This window comes from Roseococcus suduntuyensis (genome assembly GCF_014196305.1).
Lineage (GTDB): Bacteria > Pseudomonadota > Alphaproteobacteria > Acetobacterales > Acetobacteraceae > Roseococcus > Roseococcus suduntuyensis.
Genome location: NZ_JACIDJ010000006.1, coordinates 1 through 18,978, shown reverse-complemented (window position 1 = coordinate 18,978; position 18,978 = coordinate 1). Strand labels below are relative to the sequence as shown.

Genomic DNA, 18,978 nt, shown 5'->3' with positions numbered 1-18,978 from the left:
GACTAGGCTTGCGAAGGACGGGCATCGGCGCATCCTACGCCGATCAACACCGGAGGAAACCGATGCCCACGAAACGTGGCCTTCTCATCGCCGGCGCTGGCCTGCTCGCCGCGCCCGCCATCGCGCAGCAGCGTGTCACCCGCCTTCTCGTCACCTTCCCGCCGGGTGGGTCCACCGACATCCTGGGCCGCATCATCGCGCCCGCGATCGAGCGGCATCTTGGCCATACGGTGGTGGTGGACAATCGCGGCGGCGCCAATGGCGCGGTGGCCATGGCGGCCCTGGCCAGCGCGCCGGCCGATGGCAGCACCTTCGCCCTCGACGCGGGCGGGGCCACGACCAACCCGCACCTCATGCGCGGCCTCGGCTTCGACTACGCGACGGCCTTCGCGCCCGTGACGCAGGCCACCATCCTGCCCGCGCTGCTGATCGTGCGCGGGGACAGCCCCATCCGCGACTTCCAGGGCTTCGTGGCCCATGCGCGCGCCAATCCGGGCCAGGTCAGCTATGGCAGCTCGGGCGTGGGCACCGGCTCGCACCTGGCGGGCGCGCTGCTGATGCGCCGGGCGCAGCTCCAGGCCACGCACGTGCCCTATCGGGGGGGCGCGGACCAGCTGACCTCCATCCGCCGCGGCGACACCATCACCACCTTCAGCACCATCCCGACCATCGCGGGGCTGATCCGCGACGGGGCGATCCGGCCGCTGGTGGCCTCCACGCCGCAGCGGGCGCGCGCCTACCCGGATGTGCCGACCGTGGCGGAAAGCGGCTTCGCGGGCTTCTCCATCTATGACTTCCACGCGATCTACGCGCCGGCCAACACGCCAAGCGAAGCGGTGTCGCGCATGGCTTCCGCGGTGCGGGCGGCGATGAACGACCCGGAACTGCAGCAGCGCTTCCTCAGCCTCGGCCTGGAACCCGCCGCGCATGGGCCGGAGGCCTTTGCCACCTTCCTGCGCCAGCGGCGCGAGGAAATGGGCGCGCTGATCCAGGCCGAGGGCATCCGGCTCGAGGGCTGATGCGTCGGCGGCAAGAATAGCCGATTACGCCCTTGCGCCGGATGGTCTATGGGCCGGCGCATGATCACGCGACGCACCGTGGGGCTGGGGCTGGCCACGGCCCTGGCCGCCCCCTTGGCCATACGCCCCGCCCTGGCCCAGGGCTGGGCCACCCTGCCCGAGACCTTCGCCCGCATCGAGCGGCGGCATGGCGGAAGGCTCGGCGCCGGGGTGCTGGACCTCGCCACGGGGCGGACCATCGCCCATCGGGGCGAGGAACGCTTTCCCCTCACCAGCACCTTCAAGTTGCCCCTGGCAGGAGCCGTGCTGGCGCGGGTGGAGGCGGGGCAGGAAAGCCTGGACCGCCGCATCGCCTTCGGGCGGGAGGCGCTGGTCACCTGGTCACCGGTCACGGAAGGCGCGGCGGGCGGACCGGGGCTGACGGTCGGGGCGCTGGCCGAGGCCTGCATGACCATCAGCGACAACACCGCCGCCAACCTGCTGCTCGACGCGCTGGGCGGCCCGGCGGCGCTGACCGCCTTCCTGCGCGGCATCGGCGACACACAATCTCGCCTGGACAGGATCGAGACCGCGCTCAACGAAGGCCGCCCCGGCGACCCGCGCGACACCACCACACCGCTGGCCATGCTGGACACGATGCGGGCACTGACGCTGGGGGATGCGCTCTCGCAGGACAGCCGCGCCCGGCTGCTGGCCTGGTTGCGCGCGAACCGCACGGGCGGCCCGCTGCTGCGCGCAAGCCTGCCCGATGGTTGGACGGCGGGAGACCGCACCGGGGCGGGCGGCTTCAACAGCCGCGCCGTCATCGGCCTGCTCTGGCCGCCGGGCGGGCGGCCCCCCATTCTGGTCAGCGCCTACCTGACCGAGGGCCCGGCCGCGATGGCGGCGCGCGACGCGGCGCTGGCGGAAGTGGGCGCGGCGGTGGTGGCCGCCACCGCATGAGGCGCCGCGCGCTGCTGGCGCTGACGCTGCTGCCGGCCGTGGCGCAGGCGCAGCCCACGACGATCCGCCTCGTCATCGCCTTCCCGCCCGGCGGTTCCACCGACATCCTGGGCCGGCTGCTGGCACCCCGCATGGCGGCGAGGCTCGGCGCGCTAGTGACGCCCGAGAACCGCAGCGGCGCGGGCGGGGCCGTGGCTTCGGGCCATGTGGCGCATTCCGCCCCCGATGGCGGCACCCTGCTGCTGGATTCCGGCGGCCAGGCGGTGAACCCGGCCCTGATGCGGGGCCTCGGCTTCGACTATGCGCGGGACCTGGCGCCGGTGACGCTACTGGCCACCCTGCCTTTGCTGCTGGTGGCGCGCCCCGGCTTCGGCGTGGGCGACCTGCCGGCCCTCGTCGAGCGGCTGCGGGCCGACCCCCGCCATGCGCGCTATGGCAGCGTGGGGGTGGGCTCGCGCACCCATATCGCCGCCGCCGCCCTGCTGCGCCGCGCGGGCGTCGCGGGCGAGCATGTTCCCTATCGCGGTGGCGCGGACCAGGTGCAGGGGATGCTGCGGGGCGATGTGCCCTTCGGCTTCACCTCTCTCGCTTTGGCCGCGCCCCTGCTGGCGGATGGACGGCTGCGGGCGCTGGGCGTCTCCACCGCCACCCGCGCCGCCGCACTGCCCGAGGTGAAGACCATCGCCGAACAGGGCCTCCCCGGCTTCGCCCATGGCGACTGGGTGGCGCTGCTGGTGCCGACGGGCACGCCGGAGGCGGCGATCGCGCGCCTGGCGGAGGCCGCCGCCGAAGCGATGGGTGAGGTGGAGATCGCTCCCCGCCTCGCCGCCATCGGCCTCCAGCCGGAAGCACGCGGCCCGGCCCATCTCGCAGGCTTCCTGGCGGAGGAACGCGCGCTGATGGCGCGGATCATCGCCGAGGAGGACATCCGGCTGGACTGAAGCTCAGCGAATGGTCCCGGTGGTGGGGCTGGACGGGTCCGCCCGGTAGTCGCGCGGCATCCGCCCCGCGAGATAGGCATGGCGCCCCGCGATCACCGCATGCTTCATGGCGGCGGCCATCCGCACCGGGTCCTGGGCATGGGCGATGGCGCTGTTCAGCAGCACCGCGTCGCAACCCAACTCCATGGCGAAGGCGGCCTCGCTGGCCGTGCCGATGCCCGCATCCACCAGAACGGGCACCTTCGCCTGGGCCTTGATGGCGCGGATCATGTAGGGGTTCACCACCCCCATTCCGGAGCCGATGGGCGCACCCAGCGGCATGATGGCGACACAGCCCATCTCCTCCAGGCGCTTGGCCGCCACGGGGTCGTCGGCGCAATAGACCATCACCTCGAAATTGTCGGCCAGCAGGGCAGAAGCGGCCTCGAAGGTGGCGGCCATGTCCGGGTAGAGGAAGGGCGGCGGGCCCAGCACCTCCAGCTTGACCAGGTTCCAGCCCCCGGCCTCGCGCGCCAGCCGCAGGGTCCGCACCGCGTCCTGCGCGGTGTGGCAGCCGGCCGTGTTGGGCAGATAGGTGTATTGGGTGGGCGGAACGAAGTCCTGCAGCATGGGGGCGTTCGGGTCGCTGAGGTTCACCCGGCGCACGGCCACGGTCACCATCTCGGCGCCGCTGGCGGCGATGCTGGCCGCCGTCTCCTCCAGCGACTTGTAACGCCCCGTGCCGACCACGAGGCGCGAGCGGAAGCGCCGCCCGGCCACGGTCCAGCCGTCATCCTCCAAGGTGGTCGCGTTCATGTCAGCCGCCCCCGATGAAATGGACGATCTCGATCTGGTCGCCGTCGCTCAGCAACGTCTCGTCGTAGAGGGAGCGCGGGACGATCTCGAGGTTGCGTTCCACCGCGATCTTGCGGCGGGGCAGGCCCAGATGGTCCAGCAGCCCGGCCACGCTCACGCCCGCGGCGAGCGAGAGGGCCTCGCCATTCACCGTGATGCGGAGGGTGGGGGCCGTGCGCGTCCCGGCCAGGGAGGTGTCCGTCATGGGGGGAACATGGCGAGGCCCCGCCATCAGGGCAAGGACGCCCCCGCGCCCCTGCCACCCCCCCCCGGGCCGCTTGCCGCTCTGCGGGCGCGCGTGCTAGCCGCACCACTCGCGCCTTTTGTCACCGGTCCGGATCAAGCCATGCAGCTCGTCGCCGTCCTGAACGGCCCCAACATCAACATGCTCGGCACGCGGGAACCGGAGAAATACGGCACCGCCACGCTGGACGATGTGGAGGCCCTCTGCGCCGAGGCGGCGGAGGAGCTGGGGCTGGCCATCGATTTCCGCCAGACGAACTCCGAGGGCGAACTCGTCACCTGGATCCAGGAATGCCGGGGCCACGCGCAGGGCATCGTCATCAACCCGGCGGGCTACACCACCACCTCGGTGGCCGTGCTCGATGCGCTGCTCGCGGTCGGGCTGCCGGTGATCGAGGTGCACATCACGAACATCCACCGACGCGAGGAATTCCGTCAGCACAGCCTGGTCTCCAAGGCGGCGACGGGGGTCATCGCCGGGCTGGGGGTGGCGGGCTATGCGCTCGCCCTCCAGGCCATGGCGGGACTGATCGCGGATGGTGAGGACGAGGAATAATGACCAGCGGAATCCAGTTCGACCCGGAGGCGATCCGTCGCCTCGCGGACATCCTGCGTGAAACCGACCTGACCGAGATCGAGCTGTCCGAGAAGGATGCGCGCATCCGCGTGGCGCGGGTGGTGACGGTGGCGCCGGCGGCCCCGGCCTATTACCCCGCGCCCCAGGTGCCCGCCCCGGCCCCGGTGCCGGTGGCGCCCGTCGCCGCCGCGGCGGCCGCGGCTGATTCGCTCGACCCGAAGCATCCCGGGCTCGTGACCTCGCCGATGGTGGGCGTGGCCTACCTGGCGCCCGAGCCGGGTGCGGCGCCCTTCGTGAGCCTGGGCAGCAAGGTGGCCGTGGGCCAGACCCTGCTGCTGATCGAGGCCATGAAGACCTTCAACCAGATCAAGGCCACGCGCGCCGGCACCGTCACGCGCATCCTGGTCGAGGCCGGCACGCCCGTGGAATACGGGGAGCCGCTGGTGCTGGTGGAGTGATGCCCATGGCCACCCGCGCGCAACCCCACCGGCCCGTCACCTCCCCAAGAGAATCCGGCCGCAACGCGGCCGGCGCCGCCCCCCTGACCTCCCTGCTCGCGTTGCGCGGCGAAGCCAAGCCGGCGCAGCCGGCGCCCGGCGCCTGAGGGCATGAAAAAGGTCCTCATCGCCAATCGCGGCGAGATCGCGCTGCGGGTGCACCGCGCCTGCCAGGAAATGGGCATCCGCACCGTGGCGGTCCACAGCACGGCCGACGAGACGGCCATGCATGTGCGCCTCGCGGATGAGAGCGTGTGCATCGGCCCCCCGCCCGCGCGGGAGAGCTATCTCAACGTCGCCAACATCCTCTCGGCGGCCGCCATCACGGGCGCGGACGCCATCCACCCGGGCTATGGCTTCCTCAGCGAGAACGCCAAGTTCGCGGAGATGGTGGAGGCGCACGGCTTCACCTTCATCGGCCCCACCGCGGACCACATCCGCATGATGGGCGACAAGATCACCGCCAAGGACACCATGCGCCGCCTGGGCGTGCCGCTGGTGCCTGGTTCCAAGGGTGCGCTGTCCTCGCTGGAGGAGGCGCGTTCCGTGGCCGAGGAGGTCATGTACCCCGTGCTGATCAAGGCCGCGGCGGGCGGCGGCGGGCGCGGCATGAAGGTGGCGCGCGACGCCTCCGAGATCGAGGAGGCCTGGCGCGTGGCCCGCACCGAGGCCAAGGCCGCCTTCGGCAATGACGAGGTCTATCTCGAAAAATACCTCGACCGCCCGCGCCACATCGAGTTGCAGGTCCTGGCCGACACCCACGGCAATGTCGTGCATTTCGGCGAGCGTGACTGCTCGCTCCAGCGCCGCCACCAGAAGCTGGTGGAGGAAGCGGGCAGCCCCGTGCTGACGCCCGCCGAGCGCGACGCGCTGGGCGCGCAGGTGACGGCCGGCCTGCGGCAGTTGGGCTACCGCAACGCCGGCACGCTGGAATTCCTGTGGCAGGACGGGCAGTTCGCCTTCATCGAGATGAACACCCGCCTGCAGGTGGAACATCCCGTGACCGAGATGGTCTGCGGCGTGGACCTGGTGCGCGAGCAGATCCGCGTCGCCGCCGGCGAGAAGCTGGGCTATGGCCAGGAGGATGTGCGCTTCTCGGGCCACGCCATCGAGTGCCGCGTCACGGCCGAGCACCCCGTGACCTTCGCGCCCTCGCCCGGCCGCGTCACCACCTACCACGCGCCGGGGGGCCTTGGCGTGCGGGTGGATAGCGCGCTCTATTCCGGCTACGCGGTGCCGCCGCACTATGACAGCTTGGTGGCCAAGCTGATCGTCCATGCGCCGACGCGCGCCCAGGCCATCGCCCGCACCCGGCGCGCGCTGGACGAGATGGTGGTGGACGGCATCGAGACCACGCTGCCGCTGCACAAGCGCATCATGGAAGACCCGGAATTCCAGGCGGGCGACTACACCATCCATTGGCTGGAACGGTTTGTGGGTCGGGGCGGCTGACGCGAAGCCCGTGCCTTCCCGGCGCGGCTGTGGCATCATGCGCGCCATGCCCCATTCTGTCCCAGCGCGTCGGGCGGGCTGAGCAACACCCATGTCCACCCGCCGCCAGATGGAAATCACGCCGGAGCTGATGCTCCGCGCCTACCGCATCGGGCTCTTCCCGATGGCGGAAAGCCGTGACGCGCAGACGCTCTACTGGCTGGACCCCGAGCAGCGCGGGGTGATCCCGCTGGAGGAATTCCACCTGCCGCGGCGCCTGGCGCGACGGGTGCGGCAAGCGCCCTATGTCATCACCGCCGACAGGGAATTCGAGGCGGTGATCGACGCCTGCGCCGCGCCGCGACCCAACAGCACGGACAGTTGGATCAACGAGGAAATCCGCCGCCTCTTCCTCGCCCTGCACAACCAGGGGCATGCCCATTCGCTGGAGGCCTGGCGGGACGGGACGCTGGTGGGCGGGCTCTATGGCGTGGCCCTGGGCGGGGCCTTCTTCGGCGAGAGCATGTTCAGCCGCGCCGATGATGCGTCGAAGATCGCGCTGGTGCATCTGGTGGCGCGGCTGCGGCTGGGGGGCTTCACCCTGCTGGACGCGCAGTTCCAGACCGAACACCTGGCGCAGTTCGGCACGCGCGAGGTTCCACGCACCCTCTACAAGCAATTGCTGACGGAGGCGGTGGAAAAGCCCGCCAGGTTTCTCGCCACCCCGGAGCCCGCGCTTCTGACGGCCGAGCTGGAACGGATGCGCCAGAAGCCGGGCTGAGGGCCGCAGCGTGATCGCCATTCGCTGATCACGCAGGACGCCTTGCCGAGCGGCTGATTCACGCCTTTGGCCAATCCGCCAAAGGCGATCGGACGCAGCAGGCCTTGCCGAGCGGCCCATTCACGCCTTTGGCCAATCCGCCAAAGGCGATCGGGCGCTACACCATCCGCAGCAGCGTGCCGTCCTTGCGGATGGCCTGGTGATGGATGGCGGCGCCGATATGCGCCACCAGCAGCGCCGCGATGGTCCAGCCCACATAGCGGTGGAACATCAGCAGCCATTCGGCCAGTGGCACGTTGGCTTCCATGAATTTCGGCAGGTTGATCAGGCCCATATAGGCCGTGGCGCCCTGCATGGGAAAGCCGAAGGCGTTGGTGGCGAAGAAGCCCAGCAGCGGCTGCAGGATGATGGCGGCATAAAGCGCGTGGTGGACGCCATCGGCCACGCGGCGCATGCCATGCGGCACGGCGGGATTGGGGGGCACCGGGTTCCGCAGCCGCCAGGCCAGCCGCGCCAACGCCACGAAGAAGAGCGTGAAGCCCGCGCTTTCATGGATGGCGTAGAAGGCCATCTTGCTCTCGTCCTTCACGTGCGGGATGACGAAGCCCAGGGGAAGCGCAACGGCCATCAGCCCGGCCGTGACCCAGTGGAACCATTTCGCCGTGGAAGTGTAGCCCATGCGCGCCTCCTGCCCCGTGATCCGCATCATGCCATGGCCATGATCGCGGCGCACGCCGATTGGTCCATGGACCCGCGCAAGCGCTGGGTGGCGGTGGCCCGCCGGGGCCGCGAGGGCTGGCGCATGGAGGCACCCGTCCCGGTTGGCGAGCCCGCGCTCCTGGCGGCCCGGCTGCTGGCCGAGGGCGTGCCGGCGGTGCTGGGGCTCGATCTGCCGCTCGGCGTGCCGCGCGGCTTCGCGGCCGGGCGGCCCGAGGGGGGCTTCGTGGAATTCCTGGCCGGCCGCGCCGGGGATGCGCGCTTCTTCACGGTGAACCCGGGGCTGGAGGGCGTGGGGCGGGACGCGCCCTTCTATCCGGCGCGGGGGGTGAAGGGCATGACGCGGGCGGCGCATGCGGCGGCGCTGGGCCTGGACGGCCCCGGCGCGCTGAACCGCTGGTGTGACCGCGCCACCTCCACGCGCCCGGCCGGCGCGCCGGTGTTCTGGACGCTGGGCGCCAACCAGTCGGGCAAGGCCGCCATCACCGCCTGGCGGGACTGGCTGGCGCCGGCGCTGGCGGAGGGGGCGCCCTATGACCTCTGGCCCTTCGCCGGCCCGCTGCACGGGCTGTTGCGGCCGGGGCGGCTTGCCCTGGCGGAGGTCTATCCGGCCGAGGCGCTGCGACAACTCGGGCTGCGCCTGCATGGCAGCAAGCGCGCCGAGGCCGCGCGCCGTGCCCTGGCCGAACCGTTGCTGGCCTGCATGGCGGCGCTGGGCGTCGAAGCGACCTCCGCCCTGGCCGTTATGGTGCGCACGGGCTTCGGCGCCGATGCGGCGGGCGAGGACCGGCTGGATTGCACGCTGGGCCTGCTCTGCCTCATCGCCGTGCTGGACGGCGTGCGGCCGGACACCATCCCGGAGGATACCATGGTCCGCGCCTGGGAGGGCTGGGTGCTGGGCCAGGCCCTTCCGCTGGCGTGACGGCTGCGGCAACCTTGGCGTGATGTACAACCCGCCCGCCTTCCGCGAGGACCGCCCTGAAATCCTGCACCGCCTGATGGCCCAGGCGCGCCTGGCCGTGCTGGTGTCCAACGGCGCGAGCGGCGTCCCCGATGTCAGCCACCTGCCGCTGATGCACAGCCCGGCCCAAGGGATCATCCTGGGCCACCTCGCCCGCGCCAACCCGCACTGGAAGGCGCTGCGGGAGGCGGGGCGGGCCATCGCCATCTTCCAGGGGGCGGAGGGCTATATCTCGCCTTCCTCCTACCCCTCCAAGGCCGAGCATCACCGCGTCGTCCCCACCTGGAACTACGAGGCCGTCCATGCCGAGGGCCCGGTGGAAATCGTGGAGGATGCGGCCCGCCTGCACGACATCGTGAGCACGCTCACCGACCTGCACGAGGGCACGCGGAAAAACCGCTGGCGCGTGACCGACGCGCCGGCGGACTTCATCCAGGGCCAGCTCAAGGGCATCGTCGGCATGGTGCTGCGCGTCGAGACGCTGATGGGCAAGCGCAAGCTCTCGCAGAACCGCAGCGCCGCGGACCGCGAGGGGGCGCTGGCCGGACTGACCACGGAACAGGCCGCGCTGGCCGATGCCATGCGCGCGCAGCAAGGGGGCAAGTGAATGGAACTGGGCCTGAGCGGCAAGCGCGTCGTCATCACGGGGGCGTCCAAGGGCATCGGCTTCGCCTGCGCCGAGGCCTTCGCGGCCGAGGGCTGCGACCTGGTGCTGGCCGCCCGCCAGCCGGAGGAGGCGGCGGCGAAGCTGCGCGCCCGCTTCCAGCTGCGCGTCGAGGCGGTGACAGCCGACCTCTCCCGCCCCGAGGACCGCGCCCGCCTGCACGAGGTGGCGGCCGAGGCCGACATCCTGGTGAACAATGCCGGCGCCATCCCCTCGGGCGGCATCGCGGACATTTCCATGGAACGCTGGATGGAGGCGTGGAACCTCAAGGTCTTCGGCTATTTCCACCTGACGCAGCTGTTCCTGGCCTCGATGCGGGCGCGGCGGCAGGGCGTGATCTGCAACATCATCGGCATGGCCGGGCGGGCCTGGAAGCCAGGCTACATCGCGGGCACGGCGGGCAATGCGGCGCTGATCGCCTTCACCTCCGCGGTGGGGCATGACGCGCAGAAGGATGGCGTGCGCGTCTTCGGCATCAACCCGGCCGTGACGCGCACCGAACGCATGGAGACCCAGGCCCGCTTCCGCGCCGAGCAGGCGCTGGGCGACCCCACCCGCTGGCGCGAGATGGTGACGGGCCTGCCCTATGACCGGCCCATCGAGCCGCAGGAAATCGCGGACATGGCCGTCTTCGGCAGTTCCACCCGCGCGGGCTACCTGAACGGCACCGTGGTGGACATTGACGGCGCCGGCCAGTTCAAGGGGTGATGGGCTGATGGTCGCAACCCGCGCGCTCGACCTTGTGGAGGGCGACGACCCCCTGCCGCAATCCGCCGATGTGGTGGTGATCGGCGCCGGCATCATCGGCGTCTCGGCGGCGTATCACTTGGCCAAGGCCGGGCATGCGGTGGCGCTGCTGGAAAAGGGCGTGGTGGCCGGGGAGCAATCCAGCCGCAACTGGGGCTGGTGCCGCACCATGAACCGCGACGAGCGGGAAATCCCGCTCATGCAGCACAGCCAGACCCTTTGGGACACGCTGCCCGAAGAGATCGGCGCGGAGATGGGGTTCCGGCGCGCGGGGCTGGTCTATGTGACGAAGGACCCCGCGCAGCTCGCCGATTGGGAAAGCTGGATCGAGAAGACCCGGCCCTACCAGGTGGGCGCGCGCGTCATTGACGCGGCGGAGGCGCGTCGCCTCGCCCCCTGCCCTGGCGAGGACTGGCTGGGTGGCGTCATCTCGCCCCGCGATGGCCGGGCCGAACCCGCACTGGCCGCCCCCGCCCTGGCCCGCGCCGCCCGCGCGCGCGGCGCGACGCTGCACCAGAACTGCGCGGTGCGGGGCCTGGACACGACCGGCGGGCGCATCAGCGGCGTCTTCACCGAGAAGGGCTTCATCCGCACCCGGGCCGTGGTGCTGGCGGCGGGCGCCTGGGCCTCCATGTTCCTGCGGCGGCATGGCGTGGACATGCCGCAATCCTCCGTGCACTCGACCATCTTCGCCACCACGCCCGGGCCGCGCGTCAGCGAGGGGCCCATCTACACGCCCGAGGTCATCCTGACCCCGCTGCTCGACGGGGGCTACCTGGTGGCGGCCAAGGCACGCGGGCGGCTGGAACTGACGCCGGCCGGCATCCGCTACGCCCGCCAGTTCCTGCCCAGCCTGCGCAAGAACTGGAAGCTGGTGGAACTGCGCTTCGGCCGCTCCTTCTTCGAGGGGCCGGATGCCTGGCATGGCAAGTGGTCCTTCGACCAACCCACCGTCTTCGAGCGGATGCGCGTGCTGGAGGCCAGGCCCAAGGCCAGCATCGTGCAGCCGGCGCTGGACGCCATCGCCGCCGCCTTCCCGCAACTGGCCGAACTGAAGCCCGCGCGGCTCTGGGCGGGCTGGATCGATTCGACGCCCGATGCGGTGCCGGTCATCTCACCCGTGGCATCGCTGCCCGGGATGGTCGTGGCGGCGGGCTTCAGCGGGCATGGCTTCGGCATCGGGCCGGGTGCGGGGCGGCTGGCCGCGGACCTCGCCACCGGCGCGCCGCCCGTGGTGGACCCGGCGGCCTTCGCCCTGTCGCGCTTCCATGATGGGTCGAGGCTGCGGGCCCCCGCGGGGATCTGAGCCGGCCTCAGGCCCGGCGGAACATCCGCCGCATCGTCCGGGTGCGGCGGGCATACCAGGCCAGCGCCCGGCGCTCGCGCTCCTCGATGGCGGGAATGGCCTGGGGCCAGCGGGCGCGGATCTTCTCCACGCCGCGCGCCGCCCAGACATACTGGTCGCGCAGCATCCACACGGCGAGGGCCAGGAAGATCCAGCCCGGCATGATGGGCAGGATCAGACCGATCACGCCCAGAAACAGGGCGCCGAAGCCCAGCAGCTTGCGGGTCAGGGAAGGACGGAGCACGACCATGAGCACGGAGGTGGCCCCGGCCACGCCCTGGTTCAAGCGAGGCCCATGGCCCGGAATGCGGCCGCTTTGGACATGGCGCCGCGGTGCTGGCGCTTTTGGTGGCACCTTTCATATCCCCCCCAGCGGCCGGCCGGCATCAGGCGTTGCGCGGCCCCGTCCGGCCGGCTTCCATGCCCCTGTCTCCGCCATCGAGGACCCCATGCCCGCACCGCGAAACCTCGCCGAACTGGAAGCCGATGTGGCGCGGGACCTGGAGCTGACGGCCCATCCCCGCGCGCCCTGGCTGGTGCCGCGCCAGGTGGGGGGCCAGGACATCCTGGACGTGCTCATCATCGGCGGCGGGCAATGCGGGCTGGCGGTGGCCCATGCGCTGCGACGCGACAAGGTGGACAATATCCTGGTCGTGGACCGCGCGGGCTACGGCCAGGAAGGCCCCTGGGTCACCTATGCGCGAATGCGCGCCCTGCGCAGCCTGAAGGACCAGACGGGACCGGACCTCAAGCTGCCCTCGCTGACCTACCAGGCCTGGCACGAAGCGAGCTTCGGCCGCGACGACTGGGACCGCATGCGCTGGATCCCCAAGGAATTCTGGAACGACTACCTGCTGTGGTTCCGCCGCGTCACCGGCATTCCCGTCCGCAACGGCGTCGAGGCCGGCCCCATCATCCCCATCCGCACCGATTGCGGCCTGCCGGCCCTGGAAGTCGCCACCAGCGCGGGGGTGATGCGCGCCCGCAAGGTGGTGCTGGCCACGGGGCAGGAGGGCGTGGGCGGCTGGTGGATGCCCCCGCACATCGAGGCCCTGCCCCGCCCCTTCCGCGCCCACACCAACGAGATGATCGATTTTGCCGCCCTGCGCGGGAAGGTGGTGGCCGTGCTGGGCGCCGGCGCCAGCGCCTTCGACAACGCGGCCGTGGCCCTGGAACAGGGTGCGGCCGAGGTCCACCTGTTCTGCCGCCGCGCCGAGCCCATGGTGGTGCAGCCCTATCGCTGGCTCACCTTCGCGGGCTTCCTGCGCCACATGGGCGAGATGCCCGATGAATGGCGCTGGCGCTTCATGTCCTACATCCTGGGCCTGCGCGAGGGCTTCGCCCAGGACCACTACGACCGGGTGATGAAGCATGCCAATTTCCACATGCATGTGGGGCGCGAATGGACGGGCGCGGCCGTGGACAATGGCCGCGTGGTCATCGCCACCCCCACCGGCCCCTTCACGGCCGACTTCCTCATCACCGGCACGGGCACGCGCATGGACCCGGGCCTCTGCCCCGAACTGGTCCATTGCGCGGACAACATCGCCCTCTGGGCCGACCGCTACACGCCGCCGCCTGAGGAGGCGAACCCGCGCCTCGGCCAATTCCCCTACCTGAACGCGGACAGCGCCTTCCTGGAACGCCGCCCGGGCGAAACGCCCTGGGTCGCGGACATCCACCTCTTCGGCATCGGCACGACCATGAGCTTCGGCCCGGCCGGCAGCTCCATCAACGCCATGTCCATCAGCGCGCCGCGCGTGGCGGCGGGCGTCACGCGCGGCCTGTTCCAGGCCGACCTGCCACGCCTCTACGCCGACCTGCGCGCCTATGAGCAGAAGCAGGTGGAACTGGACCCCGCCCGCCCGGTGCGCCAGGCGGCGGAGTAGGGTGGCCCTGCGAGGGGGCCCTGCCCCCTCGCGCTCCCCCGCCAGGGGCCAGTGGGCCCCTGGACCCGATGCGTTTGTCGGGTTTGCGGGGAGGGGCATGGTGCGCGTGTGATCATGGGCGCACCCATGACGCCCCTCCCCGCAAACCCGACCAAGGTCTCAAGGGGTCCGGGGACCCAAAGTCCCCGGCGGGGAGGCGCGGAGGGGCAGCGCCCCTCCGCAAAGGCGCGCCCCCACGCCGCTGGCCGGGTGGTCCGGATGGCCGGCCATGGGTTAGCCTCTCCCCACATCTTGGGAGAGAAACGATGAAACGCTTTTGCGCGCTGATTCTGGCGCTTGGCCTTGCCATGCCGGCCGCGGCGCAGGACTACCCCAGCCGCCCCGTGCAGATGGTCATTCCCTTCCCCGCCGGCGGGAACACGGACCTGATGGCCCGCGCGCTGCAGCAGGAGATGTCGCGCATCCTGGGCGGCACCGTGGTGGCCGTGAACCGCGGCGGTGCCGCCGGCACCATCGGCAACCGGGAGGTGCATCGCGCGGCACCCGACGGCCACACCATCGGCCTTTCGCCCAACAATGCGCTGACCACCCAGCCGCACCTTCAGCCCGGCACCTATGCCGTGGACCAGTTCCGCTACATCTGCGGCGTCTATGAGAACCCCTATGTCGTGGTGCTGGGCCGCAACGCCCCCTTCCGCGACTTCGCGGGGATGATCGCGCATGCCCGCACCGGCCCCGAGGCGCTGGTCTATGGGGGGCCTGGCCAGGGCAGCACGCCGCATCTCGTCATGGCGCAGCTGCTGCAGCGCGCAGGCGTCACCGGCCTCTTCGTGCCCTATCAGGGCTCGGGCCCCATGGCCCAGGCGGCACTGGCCGGCGACATCATGGTCTTCGCCGAGGCCGCCACCATCCCGGCCACCACGGGCCTGGGCATCCTCGCCGCCATTGACCACCAGCGCATGCCCAGCCTGCCCGACGTGCCCTCCGTGGCGGAACTCGGCCTGCCCATGCGCGGTTCGACCTATGGCGGCCTGATCGCGCCCGCCGGCCTGCCCGACGCCATCGCCCAGCGCCTGGAACAGGCCTGCCAAACGGCGGTGAACAGCGAACCCTTCCAGGCCGCCGCACGCCGCCTCAACGCCGAACCCGCCTTCACGCCGGGCGCCGCCTTCCGCACCCGCCTCACGGAAGAAAGCCAGGCCAATCAGGAACTGATGCGGACGCTCGGCATCGGGCGGTAGGGGGCACCCCGCGGGAGGGCTCCGCCCTCCCGGACCCTCCCACCGGGGACTTTGGGTCCCCGGACCCCTTGAGACCTTGGTCGGGTTTGCGGGGAGGGGCGTCATGGGTGCGCCCATGATCACACGCGCACCATGCCCCTCCCCGCAAACCCGACAAACGCATCGGGTCCAGGGGCCCACTGGCCCCTGGCGGGGGAGCGCGAGGGGGCGGCGCCCCCTCGCAGGGCCACCCTACCCCCGAAGCAGCGCGGCCAGCTTCGGGTCCAGGTTGACGCTGGCTCTGCCGCGCGGGGGTGCGAGGCTGCCCTGTGTCGGCTTGGGCAGGTTCAGGGCGACCAGGGCTTCCAGGAACTTCACTCCGCAGGCGATGCCGTCCAGCAGGGGCACAGGGGCTTGCGGCTGGAGTTGGGGCCCGAAGCCGGCCAGGGCCGCGCCGCCCATGATGACGGCGTCCGCCCCTTCGGTGACCGCGCGCTGGATGCCATCCAGGACCTGGCGGGCCACGCCGTCCGGGTCGCGCAGGCTGTCCTGGGGCGTGACGTCGAGGCCCACGAGGCTCGCGCAGCGCGAGGTCAGGCCGTGCGCGGCGATACGTTCGCGATAGGTCTCGACGCCCCCGAAGGTAACAAGGCCGAAGCGCGCGCCGAGGAAGCAGGCGCCGAACAGCGCGGCCTCGGTCATTCCCACCACCGGGCAGGGCATGAGCTGGCGCGCGGCCTCCAGCGCCGTGTCGTGGCTGACGGCGAGAAGGACGCCCTCCACCTGACCGGCGTGCTGGGCGAGCAGTTCCAGCAGCGCATGCCCCGCGATGATGTTCTCGGCGCGGGTGGAGATCACCTCCGGGCCGAAGCGCGGCGTGGCGGGGATGATCGCGGTGCCTGGCGCGGCGGCGGCGCGGGCGGCGTCCGCGCAGCGCTGCGTGATGGCCTCGGTGGTGTTGGCGTTGGCGATGAGCAGGCGCATGATTTTCCCATCCAAGAGGGAATCACCATGGAAGCCAAGCTCGACCTGCCCTTCGACGCGGACAAGATGCTCGCCGGTCTGCAGCGCTGGGTGGAGTGCGAAAGCCCCACCCATGACGCCGAGGCGGTGAACCGCATGATGGCCATGGCGGGCCGCCACCTGGCGCTGATGGGGGCCACGGTCGAGACCATTCCCGGCCGCATGGGCTTCGGCGATTGCGTGCGGGCGCGCTTCCCGCATGAAAGCCGGGAGAAGGGCATCCTGGTGCTGGCCCATCTCGACACGGTGCATCCGGTGGGCACGCTGGCCCAGGGGCTGCCCTTCAAGCGCGTGGGCGACAAGGCCTATGGGCCGGGCATCCAGGACATGAAGGGCGGCACCTACCTGGCGGTGGAGGCCATCGGCCAGCTCATCAAGGCCGGCATCCCGACCTCCAAGCCCGTGACCGTGCTGCTGACCAGCGACGAGGAGGTGGGCAGCCCCTCCACGCGTGACCTGATCCAGGCCGAGGCCGCGCGGCACAGCGTGGTCCTGGTGCCCGAGCCTGCTCGCCCCGATGGCGGCGTGGTCACCGGCCGCTATGCCATCGCGCGCTTCAACCTGCGGACCACGGGCCGGCCCTCCCATGCGGGCGCGCGGCTGGGCGAGGGTCGCAGCGCCATCCGGGAGATGTGCAAGCAGATCATCGCCATCGAGGAGATGACGACCGAGGCCTGCACCTTCTCGGTCGGCCTCATCCATGGCGGGCAGTGGGTGAACTGCGTGGCCACCCATTGCGACGCCGAGGCGCTTTCCATGGCCAAGCGCCAGGAGGACCTTGACGCGGCGGTGGAGCGGATGCTGTCGCTCAAGCCCACGGGCAATGAGGTGCACCTCCAGGTCACGCGCGGGGTGACGCGGCCGGTGTGGGAGCCGGACGACAAGGTGCTGGCGCTGCACGCCCAGGCGGAAGCACTGGCGAAGCGGCTGGGCTTCGCTTTGCCGCATGAAAGCTCGGGCGGCGGGTCGGATGGCAATTTCACGGGGGCCATGGGCATCCCCACCCTGGACGGCCTCGGCATCCAGGGGGCGCTCGCGCATACCTTGCAGGAGCATGTGCAGATCAGCTCCATGGTGCCCCGGGCCAAGCTTTTCGCGGGGCTGCTGCAGAACGTCTGATTTTTGAGGCGGGCCCCTTCGCATTTTTTTGCGTGGCGAATGTTTATTTTGATGCAATTCGGAGTGGGTTCATTTACCTTCTCCGTATTGCCACTTGCGGAACACGGATATGCGCCTGCCCCTCGCTCTCGCGGCCTCGATGCTTCTCGCGGTTCCGGCCTTTGCCCAGAGCGGCTTCTCACCCGGCGGCGTGGCCAATTCCCGCGCCGCCGCGCAGCGGCAGATTCCCGGCGAGGCACTGAACGCCCGCCCCGAGTTGGCACCGCGTTCCGGCACCGCCGCGGCGGACCGGATGACGCGCCAGCAGATGCAGCAGCGGCAGGGCCAGGGATTCAACAGCTCCGGCCTCGCCCGCAACGCGGCGCCGCCGCCGGCCAGTGCGCTGACCCATGTGCCCGGCGGAAGCACCCCGCCCCGGCGCTGATTGACGCGGGCAGGGATTGCCCGCACCGATAGGGACCCCAGACACGCAAGGGTCCCGATGCCGCGAATCGCTGCCGCCCGCCTCTGGTTCGAGGGGAACAGCTTCTCTCCTGTTCCCACGCCGCTCTCGGCCTTCCAGGGCCGCGAGTGGGTGGCCGGCGAAGAGGCCTTGCAGCGCTATCGCGGCACCGCAACCGAGATCGGCGCGCTTGATGCCTTCGTGGCCGCCCGCCCGCATTGGGACCTGACATTGCTGCGCTGCGCTTCGGCCCAGCCCGGCGGGCCCATGACGCAGGACGCCTTCGACACCTGGCTGGACGAGGTGGAACGACCGCTGGCGCGGGGCAGCTTCGACGGTATCTATCTCTCCCTCCACGGCGCCTGCGTGACCGAGCAGGACCCCGAGGCGGACCTCACAATCCTGCGCCGCATCCGCGCGGTCATCGGGCCCCATGCCAAGCTGACGGCCAGCTTCGACTTCCACGGCAATGCCTCGCCACGGATGGTGGGGCTGCTGGATGGCGCCTCGGTCTATCGCACCTATCCGCACGTCGACATGGACGCGGCCGCCCGGCGCGCGCTGACCATGCTGGAGCGCGCGCTGGACGGCGACACCTTCCACGGCGCGCTGGTGAAGCGGCCCATGGTGCTGCACAGCTTCCACATGCGCCACGAGGCCGGCCCCATGGCCGAGGTCTGGGCGGAAGCCGCGGCGGCCGAGGGCGGAGCGATCCAGGACGCCTCGCTCTTCGGCGGCTTTGCCTGGGGTGACAGCCCCTGGGCCGGGCCATCCGCCATGGTCTGGGCGCGCGAGCATGGCGCCGCACGGGCGCTGGCCCGGGATCTGGCGGATGCCATCGCTGCCCGCCGGCCCCGCTTCGCCGTGACCCTTCCTTCGCCCGAGGCGGCGCTGCGCCAGGCGCTGGCCGCACCTCCCGGCGTGGTCGCGCTGCTGGACCCGGCCGATAACCCGCTCTCGGGCGGCGTGGCGGACACGCCGGGCCTGCTGCGCGCCCTGGTCGAGGCGGCGCTGGAGGTCGAGACGGTGTTCTGCTTCCTGCACGACCCCGGGGCCGTGCGCGCGGCGCAGGTGGCCGGGCGGGCCGGCGCCTTCAACCGCCCCCTCGGCGGCCAGGCCACGGTGGATTTCGGCCCGCCCGTGCCCTTCGAGGGGGTGGTGGAGACGCTGACGGCGGGGCAATTCCTCAACACCGGCCCCATGGAACATGGCGCGCCGGTGGATTTCGGCCCGACGGCCGTGGTCCGGCGCGGGCATCTGCGCGTGGTGCTGACCACCCGCAAGGAGGCGGTGGTGGACCCCGCCTTCTTCGCCCTGCACGGGATTGACCTGGGCGGCGTGCGGCTGCTGGCCAACAAGGCCAAGAACCATTTCCGCGCGGCCTTCGCCGGGCGGTGCAGCGCCATCATCGAATGCGACGCGCCGGGGCCCGCGGCACTCGACCTGGCGCGCCTGCCCTTCCGGCATGTGCCGGAAGGGTGGCGCCAGGCTTAGAGCGGGATGCGTTGAGGTGGAATCACCGAGAACGCTGAATCCCGCTCTCAACAAAGGTTAGAGCAGGCTGCGTGAACGCATGTGAACGCAGC

At 71.4% G+C, this 18,978-nt stretch carries 21 protein-coding genes; 16 read left to right on the top strand and 5 right to left on the bottom strand.

Annotated features, from left to right (window positions below; all coding sequences use genetic code 11):
- Positions 1–62 precede the first annotated feature (62 nt).
- From GGQ83_RS15420 to GGQ83_RS15410, 3 genes are read left to right on the top strand one after another with little or no spacing between them, the layout of a single operon-like run.
- Positions 63–1,019 carry a Bug family tripartite tricarboxylate transporter substrate binding protein gene (locus GGQ83_RS15420; RefSeq protein WP_184385614.1) on the top strand — a complete coding sequence of 319 codons (957 nt, stop codon included), beginning with the start codon at positions 63–65 and terminating at the stop codon, positions 1,017–1,019.
- 60 nt (positions 1,020–1,079) lie between these two features.
- Positions 1,080–1,961, top strand: coding sequence for a class A beta-lactamase (gene bla, locus GGQ83_RS15415; RefSeq protein ID WP_184385612.1), 882 nt, complete (start codon positions 1,080–1,082; stop codon positions 1,959–1,961).
- On the top strand, positions 1,958–2,902 hold the full coding sequence (locus tag GGQ83_RS15410) for a Bug family tripartite tricarboxylate transporter substrate binding protein (protein WP_184385610.1): 945 nt from the start codon (positions 1,958–1,960) through the stop codon (positions 2,900–2,902). The genes bla and GGQ83_RS15410 overlap by 4 nt, the downstream gene beginning before the upstream one ends.
- A 3-nt stretch (positions 2,903–2,905) precedes the next feature.
- Here GGQ83_RS15410 and GGQ83_RS15405 read toward each other — a convergent pair whose 3' ends face one another.
- Both GGQ83_RS15405 and thiS read right to left on the bottom strand, forming a co-directional pair.
- Positions 2,906–3,697: a thiazole synthase gene (locus GGQ83_RS15405; RefSeq protein WP_184385608.1), complete on the bottom strand. Its 792-nt coding sequence runs from the start codon at positions 3,695–3,697 to the stop codon at positions 2,906–2,908.
- A 1-nt stretch (position 3,698) separates the two neighbouring features.
- Positions 3,699–3,941: a sulfur carrier protein ThiS gene (thiS, locus tag GGQ83_RS15400; RefSeq protein ID WP_184385606.1), complete on the bottom strand. Its 243-nt coding sequence runs from the start codon at positions 3,939–3,941 to the stop codon at positions 3,699–3,701.
- 141 nt (positions 3,942–4,082) lie between these two features.
- Here thiS and aroQ point away from each other — a divergent pair, with 141 nt between their 5' ends.
- The 4 genes from aroQ (at position 4,083) to aat (ending at position 7,265) form a co-directional block, all read left to right on the top strand.
- A complete protein-coding gene (gene aroQ, locus GGQ83_RS15395) occupies positions 4,083–4,535 on the top strand; it encodes a type II 3-dehydroquinate dehydratase (protein WP_184385604.1) in 453 nt (150 codons plus the stop codon).
- Positions 4,535–5,014, top strand: a complete 480-nt coding sequence (accB, locus tag GGQ83_RS15390) for an acetyl-CoA carboxylase biotin carboxyl carrier protein (protein WP_184385602.1) — start codon at positions 4,535–4,537, stop codon at positions 5,012–5,014. Before aroQ ends, accB begins: the two co-directional genes overlap by 1 nt.
- Before the next feature lie 150 nt (positions 5,015–5,164).
- The gene (gene accC, locus GGQ83_RS15385; protein ID WP_184385601.1) at positions 5,165–6,505 is read left to right on the top strand and encodes an acetyl-CoA carboxylase biotin carboxylase subunit; all 1,341 of its coding nucleotides are present in this window, start codon (positions 5,165–5,167) and stop codon (positions 6,503–6,505) included.
- Positions 6,506–6,596: 91 nt separating this feature from the next.
- Positions 6,597–7,265 carry a leucyl/phenylalanyl-tRNA--protein transferase gene (aat, locus tag GGQ83_RS15380; RefSeq protein ID WP_242535172.1) on the top strand — a complete coding sequence of 223 codons (669 nt, stop codon included), beginning with the start codon at positions 6,597–6,599 and terminating at the stop codon, positions 7,263–7,265.
- Between the two features lie 157 nt (positions 7,266–7,422).
- Here the strand turns inward: aat and GGQ83_RS15375 are convergent, their stop codons facing one another.
- Positions 7,423–7,974: a cytochrome b gene (locus GGQ83_RS15375; protein ID WP_184385599.1), complete on the bottom strand. Its 552-nt coding sequence runs from the start codon at positions 7,972–7,974 to the stop codon at positions 7,423–7,425.
- Between the two features lie 3 nt (positions 7,975–7,977).
- Between GGQ83_RS15375 and GGQ83_RS15370 the strand changes: the two genes are divergently transcribed.
- From GGQ83_RS15370 to GGQ83_RS15355, 4 genes are read left to right on the top strand one after another with little or no spacing between them, the layout of a single operon-like run.
- The gene (locus tag GGQ83_RS15370) at positions 7,978–8,904 is read left to right on the top strand and encodes a hypothetical protein (RefSeq protein ID WP_242535173.1); all 927 of its coding nucleotides are present in this window, start codon (positions 7,978–7,980) and stop codon (positions 8,902–8,904) included.
- A 22-nt stretch (positions 8,905–8,926) separates the two neighbouring features.
- Positions 8,927–9,550: an FMN-binding negative transcriptional regulator gene (locus GGQ83_RS15365; protein WP_184385597.1), complete on the top strand. Its 624-nt coding sequence runs from the start codon at positions 8,927–8,929 to the stop codon at positions 9,548–9,550.
- Positions 9,551–10,315: a short-chain dehydrogenase/reductase gene (locus GGQ83_RS15360; RefSeq protein ID WP_184385595.1), complete on the top strand. Its 765-nt coding sequence runs from the start codon at positions 9,551–9,553 to the stop codon at positions 10,313–10,315.
- A 7-nt stretch (positions 10,316–10,322) separates the two neighbouring features.
- Positions 10,323–11,660, top strand: a complete 1,338-nt coding sequence (locus GGQ83_RS15355; protein ID WP_184385593.1) for an NAD(P)/FAD-dependent oxidoreductase — start codon at positions 10,323–10,325, stop codon at positions 11,658–11,660.
- Between the two features lie 7 nt (positions 11,661–11,667).
- On the opposite strand, the gene GGQ83_RS15350 is transcribed toward GGQ83_RS15355, so the two are convergent.
- A complete protein-coding gene (locus GGQ83_RS15350; protein WP_184385591.1) occupies positions 11,668–11,949 on the bottom strand; it encodes a PGPGW domain-containing protein in 282 nt (93 codons plus the stop codon).
- A gap of 199 nt (positions 11,950–12,148) precedes the next feature.
- On the opposite strand from GGQ83_RS15350, the gene GGQ83_RS15345 reads away from it, so the two are divergent.
- Both GGQ83_RS15345 and GGQ83_RS15340 read left to right on the top strand, forming a co-directional pair.
- Positions 12,149–13,588, top strand: coding sequence for an FAD-dependent oxidoreductase (locus GGQ83_RS15345; RefSeq protein WP_184385589.1), 1,440 nt, complete (start codon positions 12,149–12,151; stop codon positions 13,586–13,588).
- Between the two features lie 305 nt (positions 13,589–13,893).
- Positions 13,894–14,829, top strand: coding sequence for a Bug family tripartite tricarboxylate transporter substrate binding protein (locus GGQ83_RS15340; RefSeq protein ID WP_184385587.1), 936 nt, complete (start codon positions 13,894–13,896; stop codon positions 14,827–14,829).
- A gap of 231 nt (positions 14,830–15,060) precedes the next feature.
- On the opposite strand, the gene GGQ83_RS15335 is transcribed toward GGQ83_RS15340, so the two are convergent.
- A complete protein-coding gene (locus GGQ83_RS15335) occupies positions 15,061–15,792 on the bottom strand; it encodes an aspartate/glutamate racemase family protein (protein WP_221223532.1) in 732 nt (243 codons plus the stop codon).
- A gap of 27 nt (positions 15,793–15,819) precedes the next feature.
- Between GGQ83_RS15335 and GGQ83_RS15330 the strand changes: the two genes are divergently transcribed.
- The 3 genes from GGQ83_RS15330 to GGQ83_RS15320 all read left to right on the top strand — a co-directional run bounded on the left by GGQ83_RS15330 (position 15,820) and on the right by GGQ83_RS15320 (position 18,886).
- Positions 15,820–16,950 (top strand): M20/M25/M40 family metallo-hydrolase, encoded by a 1,131-nt coding sequence (locus GGQ83_RS15330; RefSeq protein WP_184385585.1) that lies wholly within the window; start codon positions 15,820–15,822, stop codon positions 16,948–16,950.
- Between the two features lie 139 nt (positions 16,951–17,089).
- Positions 17,090–17,374, top strand: coding sequence for a hypothetical protein (locus tag GGQ83_RS15325; protein WP_184385583.1), 285 nt, complete (start codon positions 17,090–17,092; stop codon positions 17,372–17,374).
- A gap of 57 nt (positions 17,375–17,431) precedes the next feature.
- The gene (locus GGQ83_RS15320; protein WP_184385581.1) at positions 17,432–18,886 is read left to right on the top strand and encodes a M81 family metallopeptidase; all 1,455 of its coding nucleotides are present in this window, start codon (positions 17,432–17,434) and stop codon (positions 18,884–18,886) included.
- Positions 18,887–18,978 lie beyond the last annotated feature (92 nt).